The sequence below is a fragment of the Gottfriedia acidiceleris genome, from assembly GCF_023115465.1.
GTDB classification, from domain to species: Bacteria; Bacillota; Bacilli; order Bacillales; family Bacillaceae_G; genus Gottfriedia; species Gottfriedia acidiceleris_B.
On record NZ_CP096034.1, the window covers coordinates 37,161 to 61,124 of the forward strand.

The 23,964-nt window shown below is 37.2% G+C and carries 21 protein-coding genes, 2 tRNA genes and 3 rRNA genes; 25 read left to right on the plus strand and 1 reads right to left on the minus strand.

Annotated elements, in window-relative coordinates:
• The first annotated feature begins 214 nt into the window (after positions 1-214).
• The 14 genes from MY490_RS00170 (at position 215) to rsmI (ending at position 12,779) form a co-directional block, all read left to right on the plus strand.
• A 16S ribosomal RNA gene (locus MY490_RS00170) occupies positions 215-1,764 on the plus strand.
• Between the two features lie 92 nt (positions 1,765-1,856).
• Positions 1,857-1,933 (plus strand) — tRNA-Ile (locus MY490_RS00175).
• 21 nt (positions 1,934-1,954) lie between these two features.
• Positions 1,955-2,030: transfer RNA gene (locus tag MY490_RS00180), tRNA-Ala, on the plus strand.
• An 80-nt stretch (positions 2,031-2,110) separates the two neighbouring features.
• A 23S ribosomal RNA gene (locus MY490_RS00185) occupies positions 2,111-5,048 on the plus strand.
• A 55-nt stretch (positions 5,049-5,103) separates the two neighbouring features.
• A 5S ribosomal RNA gene (gene rrf / locus MY490_RS00190) occupies positions 5,104-5,219 on the plus strand.
• Together the 16S, 23S and 5S rRNA genes with 2 tRNA genes alongside form the textbook arrangement of a ribosomal RNA operon.
• Positions 5,220-5,725: 506 nt before the next feature.
• The gene (locus tag MY490_RS00195; RefSeq protein ID WP_248267553.1) at positions 5,726-5,914 is read left to right on the plus strand and encodes a sigma factor G inhibitor Gin; all 189 of its coding nucleotides are present in this window, start codon (positions 5,726-5,728) and stop codon (positions 5,912-5,914) included.
• 343 nt (positions 5,915-6,257) lie between these two features.
• Positions 6,258-7,676, plus strand: a complete 1,419-nt coding sequence (locus MY490_RS00200) for an aminotransferase class I/II-fold pyridoxal phosphate-dependent enzyme (RefSeq protein WP_248267554.1) — start codon at positions 6,258-6,260, stop codon at positions 7,674-7,676.
• A gap of 12 nt (positions 7,677-7,688) precedes the next feature.
• Positions 7,689-8,321, plus strand: coding sequence for a dTMP kinase (gene tmk, locus MY490_RS00205; RefSeq protein ID WP_248267555.1), 633 nt, complete (start codon positions 7,689-7,691; stop codon positions 8,319-8,321).
• A 210-nt stretch (positions 8,322-8,531) separates the two neighbouring features.
• Positions 8,532-9,527 (plus strand): DNA polymerase III subunit delta', encoded by a 996-nt coding sequence (holB, locus tag MY490_RS00210; protein WP_248267556.1) that lies wholly within the window; start codon positions 8,532-8,534, stop codon positions 9,525-9,527.
• A gap of 3 nt (positions 9,528-9,530) precedes the next feature.
• Positions 9,531-10,358, plus strand: a complete 828-nt coding sequence (locus MY490_RS00215; protein WP_097979278.1) for a PSP1 domain-containing protein — start codon at positions 9,531-9,533, stop codon at positions 10,356-10,358.
• Positions 10,359-10,370: 12 nt separating this feature from the next.
• Complete coding sequence (yabA, locus tag MY490_RS00220) at positions 10,371-10,730, plus strand: DNA replication initiation control protein YabA (protein WP_248267557.1); 360 nt, start codon at positions 10,371-10,373, stop codon at positions 10,728-10,730.
• A 184-nt stretch (positions 10,731-10,914) separates the two neighbouring features.
• Entirely contained in the window at positions 10,915-11,655 is a 741-nt protein-coding gene (locus MY490_RS00225) for a tRNA1(Val) (adenine(37)-N6)-methyltransferase (RefSeq protein WP_248269286.1), read from the plus strand.
• Positions 11,642-11,908 (plus strand): GIY-YIG nuclease family protein, encoded by a 267-nt coding sequence (locus MY490_RS00230; RefSeq protein WP_248267558.1) that lies wholly within the window; start codon positions 11,642-11,644, stop codon positions 11,906-11,908. The genes MY490_RS00225 and MY490_RS00230 overlap by 14 nt, the downstream gene beginning before the upstream one ends.
• Positions 11,904-12,779 carry a 16S rRNA (cytidine(1402)-2'-O)-methyltransferase gene (gene rsmI, locus MY490_RS00235; protein WP_248269287.1) on the plus strand — a complete coding sequence of 292 codons (876 nt, stop codon included), beginning with the start codon at positions 11,904-11,906 and terminating at the stop codon, positions 12,777-12,779. Before MY490_RS00230 ends, rsmI begins: the two co-directional genes overlap by 5 nt.
• Before the next feature lie 106 nt (positions 12,780-12,885).
• On the opposite strand, the gene MY490_RS00240 is transcribed toward rsmI, so the two are convergent.
• A complete protein-coding gene (locus MY490_RS00240; RefSeq protein ID WP_248267559.1) occupies positions 12,886-13,170 on the minus strand; it encodes a transition state genes transcriptional regulator AbrB in 285 nt (94 codons plus the stop codon).
• Between the two features lie 303 nt (positions 13,171-13,473).
• Between MY490_RS00240 and metG the strand changes: the two genes are divergently transcribed.
• The 11 genes from metG (at position 13,474) to MY490_RS00295 (ending at position 23,803) form a co-directional block, all read left to right on the plus strand.
• Complete coding sequence (gene metG, locus MY490_RS00245) at positions 13,474-15,450, plus strand: methionine--tRNA ligase (protein ID WP_248267560.1); 1,977 nt, start codon at positions 13,474-13,476, stop codon at positions 15,448-15,450.
• A 424-nt stretch (positions 15,451-15,874) separates the two neighbouring features.
• Positions 15,875-16,645: a TatD family hydrolase gene (locus MY490_RS00250; RefSeq protein WP_248267561.1), complete on the plus strand. Its 771-nt coding sequence runs from the start codon at positions 15,875-15,877 to the stop codon at positions 16,643-16,645.
• Positions 16,646-16,831: 186 nt separating this feature from the next.
• Complete coding sequence (locus MY490_RS00255; RefSeq protein WP_248267562.1) at positions 16,832-18,040, plus strand: resuscitation-promoting factor; 1,209 nt, start codon at positions 16,832-16,834, stop codon at positions 18,038-18,040.
• Between the two features lie 140 nt (positions 18,041-18,180).
• Complete coding sequence (gene rnmV / locus MY490_RS00260) at positions 18,181-18,735, plus strand: ribonuclease M5 (RefSeq protein WP_056474503.1); 555 nt, start codon at positions 18,181-18,183, stop codon at positions 18,733-18,735.
• Complete coding sequence (rsmA, locus tag MY490_RS00265; protein WP_248267563.1) at positions 18,735-19,610, plus strand: 16S rRNA (adenine(1518)-N(6)/adenine(1519)-N(6))-dimethyltransferase RsmA; 876 nt, start codon at positions 18,735-18,737, stop codon at positions 19,608-19,610. Before rnmV ends, rsmA begins: the two co-directional genes overlap by 1 nt.
• Positions 19,611-19,800: 190 nt before the next feature.
• Positions 19,801-20,679 (plus strand): sporulation peptidase YabG, encoded by an 879-nt coding sequence (gene yabG, locus MY490_RS00270; RefSeq protein WP_069033952.1) that lies wholly within the window; start codon positions 19,801-19,803, stop codon positions 20,677-20,679.
• 204 nt (positions 20,680-20,883) lie between these two features.
• On the plus strand, positions 20,884-21,153 hold the full coding sequence (veg, locus tag MY490_RS00275; protein ID WP_069033953.1) for a biofilm formation stimulator Veg: 270 nt from the start codon (positions 20,884-20,886) through the stop codon (positions 21,151-21,153).
• Between the two features lie 119 nt (positions 21,154-21,272).
• On the plus strand, positions 21,273-21,431 hold the full coding sequence (locus MY490_RS00280) for a small, acid-soluble spore protein, alpha/beta type (RefSeq protein ID WP_069033981.1): 159 nt from the start codon (positions 21,273-21,275) through the stop codon (positions 21,429-21,431).
• Positions 21,432-21,623: 192 nt separating this feature from the next.
• Entirely contained in the window at positions 21,624-22,484 is an 861-nt protein-coding gene (gene ispE, locus MY490_RS00285) for a 4-(cytidine 5'-diphospho)-2-C-methyl-D-erythritol kinase (RefSeq protein WP_432707056.1), read from the plus strand.
• Between the two features lie 53 nt (positions 22,485-22,537).
• Positions 22,538-23,380, plus strand: coding sequence for a pur operon repressor (gene purR, locus MY490_RS00290; protein WP_056474490.1), 843 nt, complete (start codon positions 22,538-22,540; stop codon positions 23,378-23,380).
• Between the two features lie 51 nt (positions 23,381-23,431).
• Complete coding sequence (locus tag MY490_RS00295) at positions 23,432-23,803, plus strand: RidA family protein (protein WP_282439829.1); 372 nt, start codon at positions 23,432-23,434, stop codon at positions 23,801-23,803.
• Positions 23,804-23,964 lie beyond the last annotated feature (161 nt).

The following is a 23,964-nucleotide window of genomic DNA, read 5'->3' on the forward strand; positions in this document are numbered from 1 at the left end:
TAAAAAACTGTTGACCGTTTATCGAGGGGATGTTATATTTATATACGTCGCTGATGGCGATAACAAAAAAGAAAAAACAACTGTTGACAGATTTTGTCGAAGGTGATAAACTAATTAAGTTGTTAAAAAACAAGATGATCTTTGAAAACTAAACAAAACATGAAGTAAACGTCAATTATTAGTTTTTTGAGCAATACAAGATTTAAACTTAACTTTTATGGAGAGTTTGATCCTGGCTCAGGACGAACGCTGGCGGCGTGCCTAATACATGCAAGTCGAGCGGACTAATGGGAGCTTGCTCCCATTAGTTAGCGGCGGACGGGTGAGTAACACGTGGGCAACCTACCTGTAAGACTGGGATAACTTCGGGAAACCGGAGCTAATACCGGATGACATAAAGGAACTCCTGTTCCTTTATTGAAAGATGGCTTCGGCTATCACTTACAGATGGGCCCGCGGCGCATTAGCTAGTTGGTGAGGTAACGGCTCACCAAGGCGACGATGCGTAGCCGACCTGAGAGGGTGATCGGCCACACTGGGACTGAGACACGGCCCAGACTCCTACGGGAGGCAGCAGTAGGGAATCTTCCGCAATGGACGAAAGTCTGACGGAGCAACGCCGCGTGAGCGATGAAGGCCTTCGGGTCGTAAAGCTCTGTTGTTAGGGAAGAATAAGTGCTAGTTGAATAAGCTGGCACCTTGACGGTACCTAACCAGAAAGCCACGGCTAACTACGTGCCAGCAGCCGCGGTAATACGTAGGTGGCAAGCGTTGTCCGGAATTATTGGGCGTAAAGCGCGCGCAGGCGGTTTCTTAAGTCTGATGTGAAAGCCCCCGGCTCAACCGGGGAGGGTCATTGGAAACTGGGAAACTTGAGTGCAGAAGAGGAAAGTGGAATTCCAAGTGTAGCGGTGAAATGCGTAGAGATTTGGAGGAACACCAGTGGCGAAGGCGACTTTCTGGTCTGTAACTGACGCTGAGGCGCGAAAGCGTGGGGAGCAAACAGGATTAGATACCCTGGTAGTCCACGCTGTAAACGATGAGTGCTAAGTGTTAGAGGGTTTCCGCCCTTTAGTGCTGAAGTTAACGCATTAAGCACTCCGCCTGGGGAGTACGGTCGCAAGACTGAAACTCAAAGGAATTGACGGGGGCCCGCACAAGTGGTGGAGCATGTGGTTTAATTCGAAGCAACGCGAAGAACCTTACCAGGTCTTGACATCCTCTGACAACCCTAGAGATAGGGCTTTCCCTTCGGGGACAGAGTGACAGGTGGTGCATGGTTGTCGTCAGCTCGTGTCGTGAGATGTTGGGTTAAGTCCCGCAACGAGCGCAACCCTTGATCTTAGTTGCCAGCATTTAGTTGGGCACTCTAAGGTGACTGCCGGTGAAAAACCGGAGGAAGGTGGGGATGACGTCAAATCATCATGCCCCTTATGACCTGGGCTACACACGTGCTACAATGGATAGTACAAAGGGTTGCAAGACCGCGAGGTGGAGCTAATCCCATAAAACTATTCTCAGTTCGGATTGTAGGCTGCAACTCGCCTACATGAAGCCGGAATCACTAGTAATCGCGGATCAGCATGCCGCGGTGAATACGTTCCCGGGCCTTGTACACACCGCCCGTCACACCACGAGAGTTTGTAACACCCGAAGTCGGTGGGGTAACCTTTTAGGGGCCAGCCGCCTAAGGTGGGACAGATGATTGGGGTGAAGTCGTAACAAGGTAGCCGTATCGGAAGGTGCGGCTGGATCACCTCCTTTCTATGGAGACATCATGAACCGATGGTTCATGTATGAAATGTTTCTTCATTGTTTTGTTTAGTTTTGAAGGATTATCCTTCTATTATAGATATGGGCCTATAGCTCAGCTGGTTAGAGCGCACGCCTGATAAGCGTGAGGTCGATGGTTCGAGTCCATTTAGGCCCACCATATCTTTTGTAATATCATAATGGGGCCTTAGCTCAGCTGGGAGAGCGCCTGCCTTGCACGCAGGAGGTCAGCGGTTCGATCCCGCTAGGCTCCACCATTTTTTTTATTTTGTACCTTGAAAACTAGATAATGTCATTCATTAAACTGCGTAAGTTTAATTCAATTAGTTTTAAAATTAGTTAAGTTAGAAAGGGCGCACGGTGGATGCCTTGGCACTAGGAGTCGATGAAGGACGGGACTAACACCGATATGCTTCGGGGAGCTGTAAGTAAGCTTTGATCCGGAGATTTCCGAATGGGGAAACCCACTACTCGTAATGGAGTAGTATCTTTACCTGAATACATAGGGTACTGAGGACAGACCCAGGGAACTGAAACATCTAAGTACCTGGAGGAATAGAAAGCAATAGCGATTTCCTGAGTAGCGGCGAGCGAAACGGAAGATAGCCCAAACCAAGAGGCTTGCCTCTTGGGGTTGTAGGACACTCTATACGGAGTTACAAAGGAACGGGGTAAATGAAGCGACCTGGAAAGGTCCGTCAAAGAAGGTAAAAACCCTGTAGTTGAAACCTCGTTCCCTCTTGAGTGGATCCTGAGTACGGCGGAACACGTGAAATTCCGTCGGAATCTGGGAGGACCATCTCCCAAGGCTAAATACTACCTAGTGACCGATAGTGAACCAGTACCGTGAGGGAAAGGTGAAAAGCACCCCGGAAGGGGAGTGAAAGAGAACCTGAAACCGTGTGCTTACAAATAGTCAGAGCTCGTTAACGAGTGATGGCGTGCCTTTTGTAGAATGAACCGGCGAGTTACGATCCCGTGCAAGGTTAAGTTGAAGAGACGGAGCCGCAGCGAAAGCGAGTCTGAATAGGGCGATATAGTACGTGGTCGTAGACCCGAAACCGAGTGATCTACCCATGTCCAGGATGAAGTTCAGGTAACACTGAATGGAGGTCCGAACCCACGCACGTTGAAAAGTGCGGGGATGAGGTGTGGGTAGCGGAGAAATTCCAATCGAACTCGGAGATAGCTGGTTCTCCCCGAAATAGCTTTAGGGCTAGCCTTATGTGTTAGAGTCTTGGAGGTAGAGCACTGATTGGACTAGGGGCCCCCAACGGGTTACCGAATTCAGTCAAACTCCGAATGCCAATGACTTATCCATAGGAGTCAGACTACGAGTGATAAGATCCGTGGTCAAGAGGGAAACAGCCCAGACCGCCAGCTAAGGTCCCAAAGTATACGTTAAGTGGAAAAGGATGTGGAGTTGCTTAGACAACCAGGATGTTGGCTTAGAAGCAGCCACCATTTAAAGAGTGCGTAATAGCTCACTGGTCGAGTGACTCTGCGCCGAAAATGTAACGGGGCTAAACGTATCACCGAAGCTGCGGATTGATACCGTATGGTATCAGTGGTAGGGGAGCGTTCTAAGGGCGTTGAAGCTAGATCGTAAGGACTGGTGGAGCGCTTAGAAGTGAGAATGCCGGTATGAGTAGCGAAAGACGGGTGAGAATCCCGTCCACCGTATGCCTAAGGTTTCCTGGGGAAGGCTCGTCCTCCCAGGGTTAGTCAGGACCTAAGCCGAGGCCGAAAGGCGTAGGCGATGGACAACAGGTTGATATTCCTGTACCACCTCATTTCCGTTTGAGCAATGGAGGGACGCAGAAAGATAGGGTAAGCGCGCTGCTGGATATGCGCGTCCAAGCAATTAGGCTGATGTGTAGGCAAATCCGCACATCATAAGGCTGAGTTGTGATGGCGAGGGAAATATAGTACCGAAGTTCCTGATTCTACACTGCCAAGAAAAGCTTCTAGCGAGGAAATAGGTGCCTGTACCGCAAACCGACACAGGTAGGCGAGGAGAGAATCCTAAGGTGAGCGAGAGAACTATGGTTAAGGAACTCGGCAAAATGACCCCGTAACTTCGGGAGAAGGGGTGCTCTTTTGGGTGTATGCCCGGGAGAGCCGCAGTGAAAAGGCCCAAGCGACTGTTTAGCAAAAACACAGGTCTCTGCGAAGCCGCAAGGCGAAGTATAGGGGCTGACGCCTGCCCGGTGCTGGAAGGTTAAGAGGAGGGGTTATCCCTTACGGGAGAAGCTCTGAATTGAAGCCCCAGTAAACGGCGGCCGTAACTATAACGGTCCTAAGGTAGCGAAATTCCTTGTCGGGTAAGTTCCGACCCGCACGAAAGGCGTAACGATTTGGGCACTGTCTCAACCATAGACTCGGTGAAATTATAGTACCTGTGAAGATGCAGGTTACCCGCGACAGGACGGAAAGACCCCGTGGAGCTTTACTGCAGCTTGATATTGAATTTTGGTACAGCTTGTACAGGATAGGTAGGAGCCTGAGAAGCCGGAGCGCTAGCTTCGGTGGAGGCGTCGGTGGGATACTACCCTGGCTGTATTGAAATTCTAACCTAGAGCCGTGATCCGGCTCGGAGACAGTGTCAGGTGGGCAGTTTGACTGGGGCGGTCGCCTCCTAAAGAGTAACGGAGGCGCCCAAAGGTTCCCTCAGAATGGTTGGAAATCATTCGAAGAGTGTAAAGGCATAAGGGAGCTTGACTGCGAGACCTACAAGTCGAGCAGGGACGAAAGTCGGGCTTAGTGATCCGGTGGTTCCGCATGGAAGGGCCATCGCTCAACGGATAAAAGCTACCCCGGGGATAACAGGCTTATCTCCCCCAAGAGTCCACATCGACGGGGAGGTTTGGCACCTCGATGTCGGCTCATCGCATCCTGGGGCTGTAGTCGGTCCCAAGGGTTGGGCTGTTCGCCCATTAAAGCGGTACGCGAGCTGGGTTCAGAACGTCGTGAGACAGTTCGGTCCCTATCCGTCGTGGGCGCAGGAAATTTGAGAGGAGCTGTCCTTAGTACGAGAGGACCGGGATGGACACACCGCTGGTGTACCAGTTGTTCTGCCAAGAGCATGGCTGGGTAGCTATGTGTGGAAGGGATAAGTGCTGAAAGCATCTAAGCATGAAGCCCCCCTCAAGATGAGATTTCCCATAGCGTTAAGCTAGTAAGACCCCTGAGAGACGATCAGGTTGATAGGTCAGAGGTGGAAGCGTGGTGACACGTGGAGCTGACTGATACTAATCGGTCGAGGACTTAACTAACAAGTTTGATGATGACATTAACTAGTTTTGAGGGTACGAAGTACAACTCTATAAATCAGGTGATTAGTGCGAAGAGGTCACACCCGTTCCCATACCGAACACGGCAGTTAAGCTCTTCAGCGTCGATGGTAGTTGGGGGTTTCCCCCTGTGAGAGTAGAACGTCGCCTGGTAACCAAAACATCAGCTATTAGGCTGATGTTTTTTTGTATTAACAAATATAGAAAAAATTTAAGGAATTAAAGTAAAATATCATAGCTTGATCAATGTATTTAAACAAAGCTAATTTCGCTGGTGCTTCGCTTAAAGGGATTGGATTAGGTTACTGTAATCTCGTGGCACAGGAGTTAACTTATATACTAATGAGCACCGCACAGGAAGGCAGGCAAAGTATTGAAGAAAACAAGCCTTTGACGGCTAGTCTTCTGAAACTACAAACGAATGTAGTCCTTTAAATATTAGTTAACAGGAACAAAAATAAAGTCAGAGAAGGAAAGTAGTATCATGTAAGAAAAAATATTTAAAATATAGAGCACAAAATTAGAACTATTTTCATATATTACAAAAAAATAGGCCCTAAATTGTATAAAAAGTTTTTAATTTGCAAAACTATATAATAAACAAAATTGTTTAATCAATCGTAAATTGCACTGGAAAAAAACTTTTAGGAGGAATAAAGGTGAATGGTTTATCAAAATGTATAGTTTGTGAAGAGAAAAAGGAACATGGTATTCATATTATTGAAGCATTCGTTTGTGAAGAGTGTGAAAAGAAAATCGTAAAAACTGAAACAGACGCACCTATATACAATTCCTTTGTAGAGAAGTTAAGATGTATTAGTACGGTGAAAGAAGAAATTGCGAATTAGACATTAGCAAAAGCGTAATAGACTAATAGTAGTAGTCTAATAAGTTTTTGTAAGTTAAAATAAGATATAAAGTGAAGGACCGATTCTATATACAGGTACCTCTGCCATAATTATTACTGTTTGGTCACCCCTTTAGTGACTGGGCCTTTAAGTAATGGAGAGAACTTGTAAATATAATCGGTTTTTATATTGTCTATAAAATATTGGTTTTTGAAGTAGGTCGTTGTATTAAAATGTCTAAAAGTAAGTATGTTTGGATTATTTAAATTTAAAATCCAACAAAAAATATACTAGTATAACGATGCATACAAATATATTGCATAAATTAAAGGAAGCGTTATTGATGAATAAAATGCCATTACTAAATGCACTGAAGCAGTTTGTAAATAAAGAGACATTATCTCTACATGTTCCAGGTCATAAAAATGGAAAGCACACTTTTATAAATGAATTAGGATTACCAAATATATTAAATTATGATGTGACGGAATTAAATGGCTTAGATGACTTACATTATCCTTCAGAGGTGATCAGTGAGGCTCAAAAAATGTTAGCGAAAGTATACAATGCAGAAGAAAGTTTCTTTTTAGTAAATGGATCAACTGTGGGCAATCTAGCTGCTATTTTAGCGTTATGTGGCGAAAATGATGAAGTATTGGTACAACGTAATTGTCATAAGTCAATTTTTCATGGTCTTTTACTTGCTGGAGCAAAGCCTATATTCTTGCCATTAGATATTGATGAAGAGCTAGGACAACCACTTGGGGTAAACAGTGAGCAATCTATGAATGTAATGAAAAATTATCCAAAAGCAAAAGCAATGATTTTAACAAATCCTAATTACTATGGAATGTCTCAGAATTTAAAAAATATAATTGAGTTTGCTCATAGTATGAAGATTCCAACGATAGTCGATGAGGCACATGGAACCCATTTTATAGTTGGCGATCCTTTTCCAAATGATGCGCTCTCTATGGGCGCTGATATTGTAATACAATCAGCGCATAAAACTTTGCCTGCAATGACAATGGGTTCATATTTACATATAAAATCAAAATTCATTTGCAGAGATAAAGTAAGAGAAATGCTGAGAATGCTACAAAGCAGCAGTCCTTCTTATCCAATCATGGCTTCCTTGGATTACGCAAGGAGTTTTGTCGAAACATTTTCTCATGATAAGGTGAAAATACTTCAAAAAAAAATTGCTGAATTTATTAAAGAAGTTAAATATTTAGCTAGTATACAAATTGTTACATCAAGTCGTATAAACTATACACAAGATTTACTAAAAGTAATCGTTAAAAGTAAAAAAGGACATACAGGTAAGCAATTACAGGAAATATTTGAAAATGAGGGTATCTATTCTGAACTATCAGATTGGGCACATGTTCTGTTCATCCTTCCGCTAGATGAAAAAATGGATTTTGATGACCTTATTAATCGTATAAAAAAAGCAACTGAATCAATGGAATATATTGAAAATAAACAACCTAAGCTTAATGTACCTAATTTTACGAGTACAGTTTTACATAGTTACGCTGACTTAAAGAAAAAAAGGAAGCTGGTAAAAAATCTGGCAGATTCGGTAGGAGAAATATCTGCAGAAAATATTGTTCCATATCCACCAGGAATTCCGATTTTACTAAAAGGGGAACTAATTACTACTAAGCATGTTGATTATATTCATGATGTATATCAATATGGAATGACGATTCAAAATTTGATTGAAGATCAAAATTTACAAATTGAAGTATTGATTTAGGAGGAAACACACTTGAAATCTTTATTCATTACATTTGAAGGACCAGAGGGTGCAGGGAAAACAACAATTATACATATGATATCGGAAGAACTTCGTAAAAGATGTGTAAATTTTATATCCACTCGAGAACCAGGTGGTATACGGATTGCTGAAAATATAAGAAATATTATATTAGACACAGAGAATATTGAAATGGACAAGCGTACGGAGGCACTACTTTATGCTGCAGCAAGGAGACAGCATTTAGCAGAGAAAGTAATCCCTGCGTTGGCGGAAGGGAAAATCGTGTTGTGTGATCGATTTGTAGATAGCTCACTTGCATATCAAGGTGTTGGTAGAGGAATCGGAATAGATGAAATTTATAATATCAATCAATTTGCAATCGATGGTTTAATGCCTGATTTGACAATTTACTTTGATTTAGACCCTAAAGTTGGACTAAATAGAGTTCACCAAGCAGATGAGAGAGAAATCAATCGACTGGATTTAGAAGAACTAGATTTTCATTTAAAAGTTCAAAGTGGATATGCTGAAATTATGAAGAGAGAGCCATGGCGCTTTAAACGAATTGATGCCTCAAATCAGGTCGATCAAGTATTTAATGATACCTTGAATGTCATTTTAGAAAAAATAGAAGAAATTTAATTAGTTACAATATTGATTACATGAACAATAACATGACGGAACTGGTATAATAGAATAAAGAATACTTTCGGAACTTAACTAAAAAATTACTTGCATCAATAGCTTAAGAGTAGGCCAAATGTTAAGCTTAAGTAATTAGTAAAACGATTTAAAAAACGACACAATTTAAATAGATAATTGATTAATTTATAGATATGAGTAGGTGTAAACATGAAAACATCTTGGGAGAAACTAAGCGAGCGTCAGCCAGTTGCCACAAAAATGTTAAAAAATGCAGTAATTAAGAACAGGGTAGCTCATGCTTACTTATTTGAAGGCCCAAGAGGAACTGGTAAACGTGAACTTGCATTATACTACACAAAAGTATTACTATGTGAGAATGTAAGTGGCGCTACACCTTGTGGAACTTGTCGTAATTGTAAGCGTGTCGATTCTGGTAATCACCCAAATGTTTATGTAATTGAACCCGAAGAAGCTTCAATAAAGAAACATCAAATTCAACAATTACAAGAAGAATTCTCTAAAACAGCTGTTGAATCGAATCGAAAAATTTATATAATAGACCATGCTGATCGAATGACGACAAATGCAGCTAATTCTTTATTGAAATTTTTGGAAGAGCCGGTCTCAATTACAACTGCATTTTTATTAACTGAACAAGTACAACAAATTTTGCCAACGATACAATCTCGCTGTCAATCAATCCATTTTAATCCATTACCAACAAAATACTTTGAAGAACATTTAGTTAAGATCGAGCTCCAATCAAACTTAGTACCATTATTAGCAAGATTAACAAATAGTGAGGCAGTCGCACTTCAAATTGCTGAAGAAGAATGGTTTGCACAAGCTAGAGATTTAGTGATAGAATTATATGAAGCATTATTAACAACAAAAAAAGATAGTCTTCTAGTCATACAACAAAATGTTTCTCGTCATTTCGATACGAAGGAACAGTTACAAATGATGCTTGATATGCTTGTATTAGCCTTTAAAGATATGCTATATATATATGCTGAGCAAGATCAAAATGTTGTTTTTAAAAATGAAGAACCATTAATGAGACAAGCATTAAATCGTATTTCATTAGAGAAAATAACCACTTGTTTAGAAATCATCCTTTTTGCTAAAAAACGATTAACATCCAACGCAAATATGTTAATGGTTTTAGAGCAAATGATTATAGAGCTACAGGAGGGATTGTAGATTGTGTACGAAGTAGTCGGAGTACGTTTTAAAAAAGCTGGTAAAATCTATTATTTCGACCCAAATGGACTAGCAATCCCTAAAGATACTTTTGTCATCGTTGAGACGGTGAGAGGGATTGAATTTGGAAAAGTAGTTGTACCAAATAAAAAGGTCGGAGAAAATGACGTAGTCCTTCCGTTAAAAAAAGTTATGCGATTAGCTGATGAACATGATCGTATGATTGTTGAAGAGAATAAACAATCAGCTAAAGAAGCTTATGAAGTTTGTTCTAGTAAAGTAATGCAACATGAACTAGATATGAAGTTAGTTGATGTCGAATATACATTTGACCGAAATAAAGTCATCTTTTATTTTACAGCAGATGGTAGAATAGACTTCAGGGAATTAGTAAAGGATTTGGCTGCAGTATTCCGTACTCGAATTGAATTAAGACAAATAGGAGTACGCGATGAAGCTAAAATGCTCGGTGGGATTGGACCTTGCGGTAGAATGTTGTGTTGTTCAACGTTCTTAGGTGATTTTGAACCAGTATCCATTAAAATGGCTAAAGATCAAAACCTTTCTCTTAACCCGGCGAAGATTTCAGGACTTTGTGGCCGATTAATGTGCTGCTTAAAATATGAAAATGACGAGTACGAGGCTGCAAAAGAACAACTTCCAGACTTAGAGGATATCATCAAGACAGCAGAAGGTCCTGGAAGAGTAGTAGGATTGAACATCTTAGAACGAGTTATTCAGGTAGAATTGATTAAAAAAGAACGCGTTGTGGAGTATACCCTAGATGATTTAATTCACGAGGGAGTCGTGTCAATACAAACCACAGATTAAGAGGTGGTAAGATTGGACAAGAAGAATATATTCTTATCTCTTTCCAATATGGAAGAACAAATTCAAGATTTATCAACACAGCTTAGTGACTTAAAACAATATATTGCTGAGCTACTAGAAGAAAATCACTATACGAAAATTGAGAATGATCACTTACGAGAAAGATTAGGTCTAGATAAACGTATAGAAGAAAAAGAACAAATAAAAGACTCAAAGAAGAAAAAGGTACAAAAGGATAAGGATCTTGGGGAAGGCTATGATAATTTAGCAAGATTGTACCAAGAAGGTTTCCATATTTGTAATCTACATTATGGAAGCGTACGTCATGGTGAGGACTGTCTGTTTTGTTTATCTTTCTTTGATAAAAAGTAATGGTAGGCTATTCCGGAAGAAGCGAGCGATTACCTTTTTAGAAAACAGCTATTAAATAAGCTGTTTAAAAAGGGAAAGTGCGCTGGTTCCAAATGGAATAGCTTCTTTTTATGCATTGCTAGTTAATTGTTATACAATTAGGCAATGCTAAAAGATAATATTGGTAAGAATTTGAAAGGAACTAATTATGCTTAAAGGTGACGAACGCTTAGATTACTTATTAACCGATGATATGAGGATTATTCAAAGTCCATCTGTTTTTTCATTTTCATTAGATGCAGTTCTTTTATCCAATTTTACATATGTCCCGATCCAAAAAGGTACAATTGTTGATTTATGCTCTGGAAATGGAGTTATTCCATTGATGTTACACCGAAGATCTAAAGCTAATATAATAGGTGTAGAAATACAAGAACGACTGTATGATATGGCTAAAAGAAGCATTGAATATAACAAGTTAGATGAAAAAGTATCAATGATTCATGACGATTTAAAAAATGCACCAGATAAAATAGGTAGAGAATTTGTAGATGTCGTTACGTGTAATCCGCCGTACTTTCAAGATATTCCGACTTCTGAACAGAATATGAATGAGCATTATGCAATAGCGAGACATGAGATTAAAACCAATTTAGAAGAAGTAATCAATGCAAGTAAACAACTTTTGAAGCACGGTGGAAAATTGGCGATGGTTCATCGTCCAGGACGTATGTTGGATATTGTTACAACAATGCGTAAACATGGTATTGAGCCGAAAAGAATTCAGTTTGTCTATCCAAAAATGGGTAAGGAAGCAAATACACTTCTAATTGAAGGTATTAAAGGTGGTAAGGCTGACCTTAAAATTTTGCCTCCGATTTACGTATATGAGGAAAATAACGAGTATACGACTGAGTTAAAGGAAATTCTATATGAAAGATCATAAACACTATCTATATGTGCTAGAATGCTCTGATGCAACTTTCTATGCAGGGTATACAACAAATATTAAGCGTAGAGTAAAACAACACAACGATGGAAAGGGTGCAAAATATACGAGGGGTAGAACACCTGTAAATTGTATATTTTTTGAGGAATACCCAACTAAAAGAGAAGCGATGCAAGCGGAATACGCTTTTAAGCAATTATCAAGAGAAAACAAAGAACGATATATGAGAGGAGGAACGAGTAATGATTAAAAGTCAAAAGAGCTTCTTAAATGAAGAATTAGGCTGTCTTTATTTAATACCAACCCCTATTGGAAATTTAGAAGATATGACGTTTAGAGCGGTACGAATACTAAAAGAAGTAGATTATATTGCAGCGGAGGATACACGTAATACGAAAAAGCTTTGTAATCATTTCGAAATACCAACGCCTTTAGTGAGTTATCATGAGCATAATAAAGAAAAAGCAGGATTAAAGCTTGTAGAAGACTTAAAACGAGGATTAAAAGTTGGATTAGTAAGTGATGCAGGAATGCCATGTATAAATGACCCAGGTTATGAACTTGTAAAACTTTGTTTAGAGGAAGGTATTTCTGTCGTTCCTTTACCTGGTGCAAATGCTGCCTTAACATCTTTAATATCATCTGGACTTCCTACTGATTCGTTTTTATACATAGGATTCTTGTCACGTCAAAAGAAAGATAAGAAGAAGCAATTGGAACCGTTAAAGGGGCAACGTAGTACAGTCATTTTATACGAGTCTCCACACCGTTTAAAAGAAACGCTACACGTTATTATTGAAGTATTAGGTGACAGAAAAATTGTACTTTGTAGGGAATTAACAAAGAAGTTCGAAGAGTTTTTACGTGGGACAGTTAGTGATGCTATAGACTGGGCAACGAATGAAGAAGTACGTGGAGAGTTTGTAGTTGTTTTAGAAGGGGCATCTGAAGAAGATGTGAAAAACAATGAGGAGTGTTGGTGGCAGGAACTATCCATTAACCAACATGTCGATTGGTACATAAATGAAAAAAACGAAAAAAGTAAAGATGCTATAAAACTTGTTGCGAAGGATCGTTCATTAAATAAAAGGGACGTCTACGCGGAATATCATGAAATTTAATAAGGTTTGAAAATGAAGTTAGGCTGTCTTATTTATTTATAATTCTCTACTCATTTTTACTAGCTTTTATTTAGAGAATGCAATTAAACGAGGCAGCCTCTTCAATTTAATTATTATCAGCTAAAAATTGTTCAATCTCGAATTTTAGTAGTTCTGCGCCTTTTTTACTTAAAACAATTTTGCCATCAGCAACCTCAAGATTATTTTGAGAAATTTCTCCCGTCATCATACAAGTCATATTTGGTTCATATTTTTTTAGGATAATTCGATCATCCTGAACGAATATTTCAATTGTGTCTCTTTCAGTGATATTTAGTGTTCTTCTAAGTTCAATTGGTATGACTACACGGCCAAGCTCGTCTACCTTACGGACAATTCCTGTAGATTTCATAATTAATCCTCCTATATAAAGTTTTTATTAAAAATAAATGTACTATGTAGTCTAAAAGACAGAGCTACATAATGCTACTATGCCAAAATGGGTTAATTAAAGAGAAAATATATGTATATTTATGAGAAATAATAGAAATAGATGTTACTATTGTGTAAAATTTAACTTATAAAATAAGTATGAAGTTGTAATAGTAGATGGGGATATGCAGATAACTCATTTTTCATTTTATAATGAAATGCAAAATCATGCGAATAATTTAGTGTCAATATTTAGAAATATTTGAAGGAGGATTTTTGGTCAATGAGTAATAAAACTTTTTATATTACAACCCCAATATATTATCCGAGCGGAAAATTACATATAGGTCATGCTTATACGACTGTTGCTGGGGATGCAATGGCAAGATATAAAAGACTTCAAGGGTTTGATGTCTTTTATTTAACGGGTACAGATGAACATGGTCAAAAAATTCAACGTAAAGCTGAGGAGTTAAATGTCTCACCGCAAAAATACTTAGACGATATCGTTGTTGGTATTAAGGACCTATGGACAAAATTAGATATTTCCTATGATGATTTTATCCGTACGACGGAAAGCAGACATAAAGAAATTGTTGAGAAGATTTTCAAGCAATTACTAGATCAAGGTGATATTTATTTGGACGAGTATGAGGGTTGGTATTCTGTTCCGGATGAAACCTATTATACGGAAACACAAATTGTTGATCCTTTATATAATGAAGAAGGAAAAATTATTGGTGGAAAGAGTCCGGACAGCGGTCATCCAGTAGAGCTAGTAAAAGAAGAGTCATATTTCTTTAAAATGAGCAAATATGCTGACCGATTACTGAAGTATTATGAAGAAAACCCAGAATTTATTCAACCTGAATCAAGAAAAAATGAAATGATTAACAATTTCATTAAACCTGGTTTAGAGGATTTAGCTGTCTCACGTACTTCATTCGACTGGGGTGTAAAAGTACCTGGAAATGCTAAACACGTAATTTATGTTTGGATTGACGCTTTATCTAACTATATTACAGCTTTAGGTTATGGTTCAGATAATGAAGAAAACTATAAAAAATATTGGCCAGCGAATGTTCATTTAGTTGGTAAAGAAATTGTACGTTTCCATACGATTTATTGGCCGATTATGTTAATGGCATTAGACTTACCATTACCAAAAAAGGTCTTTGCTCACGGATGGTTATTAATGAAAGACGGTAAGATGAGTAAATCAAAAGGTAATGTTGTAGATCCAGTAGTATTAATCGACCGATATGGCTTAGATGCTTTAAGATACTATTTATTACGTGAAGTTCCTTTTGGATCAGATGGTATTTTTACGCCTGAAGGATTCGTCGACCGTATTAATTTTGATTTAGCAAATGATCTAGGGAATTTATTAAATCGAACAATTGCAATGATCCAAAAATATTTTGATGGTAATATTCCTGCTATTAATGGAACAGTAACAGATTTTGACGAAAACCTACAACAAGTGGCAAAGAATACAAAAGAAACTGTGGAAGCAGCAATGGAAAATATGGAGTTTTCAGTTGCATTAACAAATATTTGGCAGTTTGTTAGTCGTACAAACAAATATATTGATGAGACACAGCCGTGGGTACTTGCTAAAGACGAAAGCCGTGTACATGAACTAGCTTCGGTAATGGCACACTTAGCTGAATCTTTACGCCAAGTTGGGATTTTATTAAAACCTTTCTTAACTCAGACTCCAGCGAAAATTTTCTCTCAGTTAGGACTAGTTGATGAAACAATTCTATCATGGAACAGCCTAAATGAGTTTGGAGCAATTCAGAAGGATACGAGAGTACAAAAGGGTGAACCAATTTTCCCACGTTTAGAGACAGAGGTTGAAGTTGCATATATTAAAGAACAAATGCAGGGTACTGTAAAACCAGTAGAAGAAGAGAAAGTGGAAGAAACTGTTCCTGAAATTACAATTGATGAGTTCTTTAAAGTTCAACTAAAGGTAGCTGAAGTAAAAGAAGCTGGTGCAGTAAAAGGAGCAAAAAAACTTTTAAAACTTCAATTAGATTTAGGAAATGAATCAAGACAAGTTGTGTCAGGTATAGCGGAATACTATAAACCAGAAGATTTAATTGGTAGAAAAGTTATCTGCGTAACGAATTTAAAACCTGTAAAGCTTAGAGGGGAACTATCCGAAGGGATGATTCTTGCAGGAAGTATTGAAGGTAAGCTATCACTTGCAACAATTGATCAATCATTACCAAATGGTACTATTATTAAATAATGTTACTAGGAAAAGTATTTCGTGTAAAAACTAACATGAAATACTTTTCTTTTTTGATTTGTTTTACTGAAATAATTGTTGTATTGTGCAGAAAATTGTAAAAATATCATAAGAATCACAAATATGATAATATTTTGTTGATTTATGGCAGGTGTTAACAAGTTATTGTTAGAAAATGTCACTATATGAAGAAAATATTACAGATTGATTACAATAGTAAACTAAGAAAATTATCAGAATTTTGTTTCAAAAAGTAAGAAAGTCTTGATATAACATGGAATTAGTTTAAAACATCTTTAAAAATTTATTAGAAATTGCTTAATTTTGACTGTTTCTTTTTGTAATGGAATTGTTAACTGTGCGTTAGGTAAGAAATTTTACGGTATGCTAGACTAAATCTCAGATGAGCAAAGGGGAAGTAAAAATGCTTTTTGATACACATGTACATTTAAATGCAGATCAATACAAAGAAGACCTTGAAGAAGTAATAAGTAGAGCCCTGGAAGCAGGAGTTGTTCATCAAGTAGTTGTTGGCTTTGATCGACCAACAATTACGAAAGCTATGGAATTAATTGAGAAGTATGATTTTCTTTATGCAGCTATTGGATGGCATCCAGTTGATGCAATTGACGCAACTGATGAAGACTTTGAATGGATTAAGGAATTAGCAAAACATCCTAAAGTAGTAGCAATTGGTGAAACTGGATTAGATTACTACTGGGATAAATCTCCAAAAGAAATTCAAAAAGAAGTATTTCGCAAACAAATTCAATTAGCAAAAGAATGCGGACTACCGATTGTCATTCACAATCGAGACGCAACAGAAGACATTGTAACCATTTTAAAAGAAGAAAATGCATCAGAAGTAGGTGGCATTATGCACTGCTTCGGCGGAAGTGTGGAAACTGCAAAAGAATGTATTAAAATGAACTTCTATATTTCATTAGGAGGACCAGTTACATTTAAGAATGCAAAAAAACCAAAAGAAATTGCGACAGAGATTCCGTTAGAAAATCTATTAATCGAAACGGATTGTCCATACTTAACACCACATCCGTATAGAGGAAAAAGAAATGAACCTAGCTATGTATCACTTGTTGCTGATGAAATTGCACGTTTAAAAAACATATCAGTTGAAGAAGTTCAAAAACGAACTTTCGAAAATGCGTGTACTATTTTTCAGATTAACAAATGATCTCATGAACTAGTACGAATACATAATATTCGTCACAGTTCACGTATGAAGAGTTGAAGAATTTGTCGAAAGAAAACTCTTCTACTTCTAAATCTAGTAAACATACATTCAGTAGAGTAGAAGCACTAGTTAATAGGTTTGGAGCTAGTCAATCTTTTTTCTCAGGCGAAAAGGAGGAGTAAAATCGTGATAGACGCGAATAGGTTACTTTCTAGACTTGGGAGTAGTAAAAAACTAGCAGTACAACTTGCAGGAGCTTTAGTTTTCACTGGATCAGTAGGTACAGGAGCATATGAGGGACTTAAAGAACAAGTAACTCTTGAGGTAGACGGGAAGGAACAGGTTATTCAAACACATGCAAATACTGTGGCTGAATTATTAAAAGAACAAAATATTAATATTACGAATGCAGATGAAATATATCCGTCGGCCAAAACGAAAATATCAGATGATATGGATATTACAGTTCATTTAGCGAAACCTGTTAAACTTACAATCGATGGGCAAGAAAAAGTCATTATGACAACTGCTCAAACGGTAAAGGAATTATTAAAGGAACAAAATATTAAGATCAATCCTGATGATGTAATAATGCCTGCACTGTCAACACCGTTAGAGGAAAATGGTAAAGTATCTTACGAAAAAGCATTCCCTATGGTATTAAATGACGGAGGAGTTTCTAAAAAAGTATTTGCAACTTCGACTACTGTCGCTGACTTTTTAGAAAAGCAGAACATTACATTAAACGAATTTGACCGAGTTGAACCAGGTGCCGGAGAAATCATCAAACAAAATGATACAGTTCGAGTTATCCGTGTCGAAAAAGTCAACGATGTGGTGGAAGAGCCTGTAGATTTTAAAGTAAAAGAGCAAAAAGATTCTTCTATGTTTAAAGATGAATCTTCGGTCATTTCAGAAGGTGTTAAAGGACTTGTTAAACGTAACTTTGAACTAATTAAAGAAAATGGTAAGGTAGTTTCTAAAACGCTAGTTGATGAAACTATTTTAAAAGAACCCGTTGATCGAGTAGTTGCAGTTGGAACAAAGTCTGTACTAACATCAAGTGCATTAGTAAAATCTAGTGCGCCAAAATCAAGTAGTAAGGTAAAAGAAATGTATGTTGAAGCAACTGCATATTCACCTTACGATGCTGGGATGTCTGGTGTAACAGCCTTAGGTATTAATGTTCGTAAAAATCCTAACACAAAACTGATTGCAGTTGATCCAAAAGTGATTCCTTTAGGATCTAAGGTTTGGGTTGAAGGATATGGCGTTGCTATTGCTGGTGACACTGGTGGAGCAATTAAAGGCAGAAGAATTGATATTTTAATGCCTACAAAAGACGATTGTTTTGATTTTGGTCGTCGTACTGTAAAAATTCGTATTATTAGCTAATATTTTTAAAATAGATCGTTGAATGAATGAAAGTAGAAGGATAAGTCCTTCTGCTTTTTTTTATACTAATTTTATGAGAGTATGAAGTTTTATTATCCATATGGTATGATTACATATACTTGCATTGGTTGGAGGAACAAATGAAAATTAAAGAAATCATTGTTGTTGAAGGTAAAGATGATACGGCGGCAATTAAAAGAGCTGTGGATGCAGATACAATTGAAACAAGTGGTTCTGCTATAAATAAGGATACTTTAAAATTAATAAAGCATGCTCAGGAGACTCGAGGCGTTATCGTATTTACAGATCCTGATTATCCTGGTCAACGTATACGCTCGATTATTAAAGAACATGTACCAGGATGTAAGCATGCGTTTTTACCAAAGGAAGAAGCTGTTCGTTCAGGTAAAAAAGGATTAGGAATCGAGCATGCTACTAGAGAATCTATTCGAAATGCTTTAATTCATGTTAAGCAGGAATTTATCGAAGTTGAATCTGAAATTACAAAAGAAGATTTAATCGATGCAGGATTAATTGGACATCCCTCATCAAGTGAAAGACGAGATAAACTTGGTAAAATTCTTAATATAGGTTATACAAACGGTAAGCAATTAGAGAAAAGACTGCAAATGTTTCAAATCTCAAAAGATGAATTTGGACAAGCAGTAAAAAAAGTTTTAATGGAGGAAAAATAATGAAGGATATCGCGACACCTAGTCGAACGAAAGAAATATTAGCCAAATACGATTTCTTCTTTAAAAAAAGCTATGGTCAAAATTTCTTAATTGATACAAATATACTAGAAAACATTGTAAGTTATGCAGATTTAACAGAAGAAAGTTGTGCAATTGAAATTGGCCCGGGGATTGGGGCATTAACTGAGCAAATTGCTAAGCGTGCTAAGAAAGTATTAGCTTTTGAAATTGATAATAGACTAATCCCAATTTTAGAAGATACACTCTCACCATATGATAATATACAAATCGTTAATGAAGATGTACTAAAGGCAGATGTTGAAAAAGCGATTAATGAGTATTTGCCAAATGAGTTAGATATAATGGTAGTCGCAAACTTGCCTTATTATGTAACGACACCAATTATCATGAAGCTATTAACAGAAGGTTTACCAATCAGAGGAATTGTTTGTATGTTGCAAAAAGAAGTAGCTGACCGCATCGCCGCTAAGCCGGGAACAAAGGATTATGGTTCATTATCAATAGCTATACAGTTTTATACACATGCTGCAACTGTTATGACTGTACCTAGAACAGTCTTCATGCCACAGCCAAACGTTGATTCTGCTGTTATAAAGCTAGTAAAGCGTGAAGAACCAGCAGCAGAGGTAATTGATGAATCATTCTTTTTTGAAGTAGTTAGAGCGAGCTTTGCTCAGAGGCGAAAAACATTAACTAATAATTTATTAAATAACTTTTCTTATCTAAAAAAAGATAAAGCAATACTTGAAGCTTGTCTTCTAGAGGCAGGTATTGAAGGGACAAGAAGAGGAGAAACTTTATCAATTCAAGAATTTGCAACATTAAGTAATAGTCTATATAAACAAGTAAAATAACAAAAAGATGATTATGAGCTAATTTACCAACTAGTTTGTAATCATCTTTTTTATTTGCTCCTTAATTTTAGTTCTGTTGCCCTACTAAAGTTCAATAAACCTTCTTTTCACCCTTTTTTTTGTCCATACATAATCTAAAAAAAGAGAGCGAACTCGTAGTGTATTTAAGCAATTTTGGAGGGGAAGGCATGTGAATATTAATGTAGGGGATATAGTAGAAAGAGCATCTTATAAATATGACCTAGTTTTTCGAGTAGTGGAGGTAAAACAAATCGGGGATGAAGTCATTGCTGTTTTATATGGTGATGATTTTCGTTTAATTGCTGATGCGCCTTTATCTGACCTGCGAGTAATCATTGAATCAGAGTATCGAGAAAAAGGTAAAAGGTCATCTGTTCAAATTGAGGAAAACTACAAACTATTTAAAAGAGAAGCCTTAGAGCAAAAAGAAAAAAGAAGATTTCAAGCAACAAATGGATATAGAACAGATGTAAATCTTTTTCAAATACCAGGTCGGGTTCTTCACATCGATGGAGATCCAATATATTTAAAAAAATGTCTTGAAATGTATAATAAGATGGGTGTTCCCGTTGAGGGAATCTATTGTAAGGAAACAGAATTACCAACAAAAATTGGTTATTACTTAGATCATTATCGCCCTGATATACTTGTTATAACTGGTCATGATGCATACACAAAGGCAAAAGGGGTCGTTACTGATATAGAAGCCTACAGACATTCAAGATATTTTGTCGATGCTGTAAAAGAAGCGCGAAAAAAGGTTCCATCTTTAGACCACCTTGTAATTTTTGCTGGGGCATGTCAATCGCACTTTGAAGCGATTATACGTGCAGGAGCAAACTTTGCAAGCTCACCAACTAGGGTAAACATACATGCATTAGATCCTGTTTATGTTGTTGGGAAGATAAGCTTCACATCATTTATGGATCGAGTAAATGTTTATGAAGTGGTTCGCAATACAATTACAGGTGAGAAGGGATTAGGCGGAGTGGAAACAAAAGGAATTTTAAGAACAGGGCTACCTTTCCAATCAATGGAAGAGGAATAAGGAAAAGATTTTCTACATTAACGAGAAAACTCGTATGTAGAAAATCTTTTTTGTATTCATACATAAATTTTCTGATTTTCACAAATAATAATCGAGTGTTTTTAAAAAAATATTGACAGGTAACCAGTATCGTTGGTATAATTTTATCTTTTTTTGACTTAGTTTACATAAGATGGTATACTTGTCATAGTGAGGTGGTATGAAATGGCAAAAAAATTATCTGAAATAAAGGATACTTTAGATAGTCATGTTGGACAACGACTTACATTGAAAGCAAATAGCGGACGTAGAAAGACTGTGGAACGTTCCGGTGTATTAGCAGAAACATATCCATCCATATTCGTAGTACAATTAGATCAAGAAGAGAACGCATTTGAACGCTTATCTTTTAGTTATGCAGATATTTTAACAGAAACAGTTGAATTGTTTTTCTGTGATGACCATACAAGTGGACTGATGGCGAATGGGCAGTAGAATTTTCTACTGTCCCTTTTCTTTTTGTTATTAATGAAATGAAACAAACTTACACATACTAACAATGTCGAAGTGGAAAAAGGGGGTTGCTTTTTTTGGGTAGAAGAAAAAGAGGTATAATGTCACAGAGCTTTAAAGAGGAACTTGCAAAAGACCTTGGTTTCTATGACGTCGTTCAAAAAGAAGGCTGGGGAGGCATTCGAGCGAAGGATGCCGGCAACATGGTTAAAAGGGCAATCGAATTAGCTGAGTTACAATTATCTAATAAGCAACAATAAACAATCTTCACTTCGACAAGCGAATTTGTCTATACATCAAACCGAAGCTAAATGCTTCGGTTTTTGTGAATCTTCCCAAAGAAAATTTACTGATCTAGCTCACTTTCATTGGGGTACATTTTTCTTATGAGTTAATTATGATACAATAGCAAAAAAGTAAGTGTTCATAAGAAGGTGAGAATAGTGAAATTAATGGTGAAGGCTCCTGCGAAAATAAATCTTTCATTAGATGTAGTAGGCAAAAGAGGCGACGGTTATCATGATGTAAAAATGATCATGACAACGATCGATTTAGCCGATCGAATTGAGTTAGAGCTTATTCAAGAAGACAAGATTGTTGTGACATCACATAATCGTTATGTGCCAGATGATCAACGTAATTTAGCTTACCAAGCTGCGATGATACTAAAAGAAATGTTCGGAGTTAAATTAGGAGCGCATATTTTTATTACAAAAAATATTCCTGTTGCTGCTGGTTTAGCCGGAGGTAGTTCAGATGCTGCGGCAGTATTAAGAGGTCTAAATAAGCTTTGGAATTTAAATTGTTCGTTAGATGAGTTAGCGGTAATTGGTTCTAAAATCGGGTCGGACGTATCATTTTGTGTTTACGGCGGAACAGCTATAGCGACAGGTCGTGGTGAAAAAATTGAACATATCGATACACCACCACCTTGTTGGGTTATTTTAGCAAAACCAACACAGGGCGTTTCAACAGCAACTGTTTATCAAAAGCTTAAATTAGATAATATTCAACATCCTGATGTAGATCGTATGGTTAATGCCATTTCGAATAAAAATTACGACGATATTTGTCTGTCATTAGGAAATGTATTAGAAACAGTTACACTGCAATTACACCCTGAGGTTGCAATGATTAAGGATCAAATGAAACGTTTTGGTGCAGATGCTGTTTTAATGAGCGGAAGTGGTCCTACAGTATTCGGATTAGTTCGCCATGATTCTAGAATGAATCGTGTTTATAATGGATTAAAAGGTTTCTGCGATCAAGTATACGCCGTTCGGATGTTAGGTGAAAGGGAAAAACTTGATTAAAAACGAATATTATTATAAAATTTTTATAAAATATTCGTGATTTGAGGTGCTGCATGAAAATTAGAAGAAGCTCTCGTCTTGTAGGTATGACACACTATTTGTTGCATCATCCACAACAATTAGTATCATTAACTTTTTTTGCTGATTTATATGCGTCTGCTAAATCATCAGTAAGTGAAGATTTAGGTATTATAAAGCAGACGTTCGAACAGCAAGGAATTGGGACACTATTGACTGTGCCAGGAGCAGCTGGTGGTGTAAAGTATATTCCTAGTATTAGTAATCAAGAAGTAAATACAGTTATTGAAGAATTATGCGATCTACTTCAAAAACCAGACCGAGTGTTGCCCGGTGGATACTTATACATGACTGATATCTTAAGCAATCCTAACTATGTTAATAGTGTAGGCCGTATGTTTGCATCTATATTCAGTAATCAAAAAATAGATATCGTTATGACAATCGCAACAAAAGGAATTCCTTTAGCTTATGCTGTTGCAAACTTTTTAAATGTACCAGTTGTAATTGTTCGTCAAGATAACAAGGTTACGGAAGGATCAACAGTAAGTATTAATTACGTATCTGGTTCTTCAAAACGTATACAAACAATGTCATTGGCAAAAAGAAGCATCGAGGCAGGTTCAAATGTTTTAATTATTGATGATTTCATGAAAGCTGGTGGAACGGTTACTGGTATGAAAAATTTGCTTAAGGAATTTCAGGCAAATGTTGCGGGAATAGGTGTATTAGTTGAGGCAGTAAATATTGAAGAAAGATTAGTTGAAGATTATATATCACTTGTAAAGTTATCTGAGGTAAATGAAAGAGAACAGCTTATTCGAGTTGAAAGAGGCAATTTCCAAGAAGAATCATTTATTAAAACTGAAAGCTTATAGTCATTAAATAGATAAGCTAATTGTATATAATGAAGAAGGGGAAGATACATAATGCAATTAATTCATACTGATCATGCACCGAAAGCAATTGGACCATATTCTCAAGCAATAATTGCTAATGGATTATTATACACTTCTGGACAAATTCCTTTAACTGTAGAAGGAAATATTGTAGAAGGCGGAATTGAGGAACAAACAAAGCAAGTGTTTGCTAACCTTAAGGCTGTTCTAGAAGAAGCTGGAACAGACTTATCAAAAGTTATTAAAACAACTGTATTTTTAAAAGATTTAACTACTTTTGTTGACTTTAATGCTATTTATGAAGAGTTTTTCAATGGACACAAGCCTGCAAGAAGCTGTGTCGAAGTTGCAAGACTACCTAAAGACGTCCTAGTAGAGATCGAATGTATCGCATTAGTATAAGAAAAAAACCTGAAATTATTTTCAGGTTTTTTTATTTTCATTAAAATTCAATTAAAATCTACCGATAAATAAGTTAAAGACATTAATTTAGTAAACATTTGTAAAAATTAAATAATTTAAATAAAAAATTTTCCAAAAAGAAGGAAATTATTGATAATTGT

What these genes read in the sequence shown, in the direction of transcription:
- MY490_RS00200 (WP_248267554.1), top strand. Translation starts at nt 6,258, where the DNA reads ATGAATAAAATGCCATTACTAAATGCACTGAAGCAGTTTGTAAATAAA.
- holB (WP_248267556.1), top strand. Translation starts at nt 8,532, where the DNA reads ATGAAAACATCTTGGGAGAAACTAAGCGAGCGTCAGCCAGTTGCCACA.
- MY490_RS00230 (WP_248267558.1), top strand. Translation starts at nt 11,642, where the DNA reads ATGAAAGATCATAAACACTATCTATATGTGCTAGAATGCTCTGATGCA.
- MY490_RS00240 (WP_248267559.1), bottom strand. Translation starts at nt 13,170, where the DNA reads ATGAAATCTACAGGAATTGTCCGTAAGGTAGACGAGCTTGGCCGTGTA.
- metG (WP_248267560.1), top strand. Translation starts at nt 13,474, where the DNA reads ATGAGTAATAAAACTTTTTATATTACAACCCCAATATATTATCCGAGC.
- MY490_RS00250 (WP_248267561.1), top strand. Translation starts at nt 15,875, where the DNA reads ATGCTTTTTGATACACATGTACATTTAAATGCAGATCAATACAAAGAA.
- rnmV (WP_056474503.1), top strand. Translation starts at nt 18,181, where the DNA reads ATGAAAATTAAAGAAATCATTGTTGTTGAAGGTAAAGATGATACGGCG.
- rsmA (WP_248267563.1), top strand. Translation starts at nt 18,735, where the DNA reads ATGAAGGATATCGCGACACCTAGTCGAACGAAAGAAATATTAGCCAAA.
- veg (WP_069033953.1), top strand. Translation starts at nt 20,884, where the DNA reads ATGGCAAAAAAATTATCTGAAATAAAGGATACTTTAGATAGTCATGTT.
- MY490_RS00280 (WP_069033981.1), top strand. Translation starts at nt 21,273, where the DNA reads ATGTCACAGAGCTTTAAAGAGGAACTTGCAAAAGACCTTGGTTTCTAT.
- ispE (WP_432707056.1), top strand. Translation starts at nt 21,624, where the DNA reads ATGGTGAAGGCTCCTGCGAAAATAAATCTTTCATTAGATGTAGTAGGC.
- purR (WP_056474490.1), top strand. Translation starts at nt 22,538, where the DNA reads ATGAAAATTAGAAGAAGCTCTCGTCTTGTAGGTATGACACACTATTTG.
- MY490_RS00295 (WP_282439829.1), top strand. Translation starts at nt 23,432, where the DNA reads ATGCAATTAATTCATACTGATCATGCACCGAAAGCAATTGGACCATAT.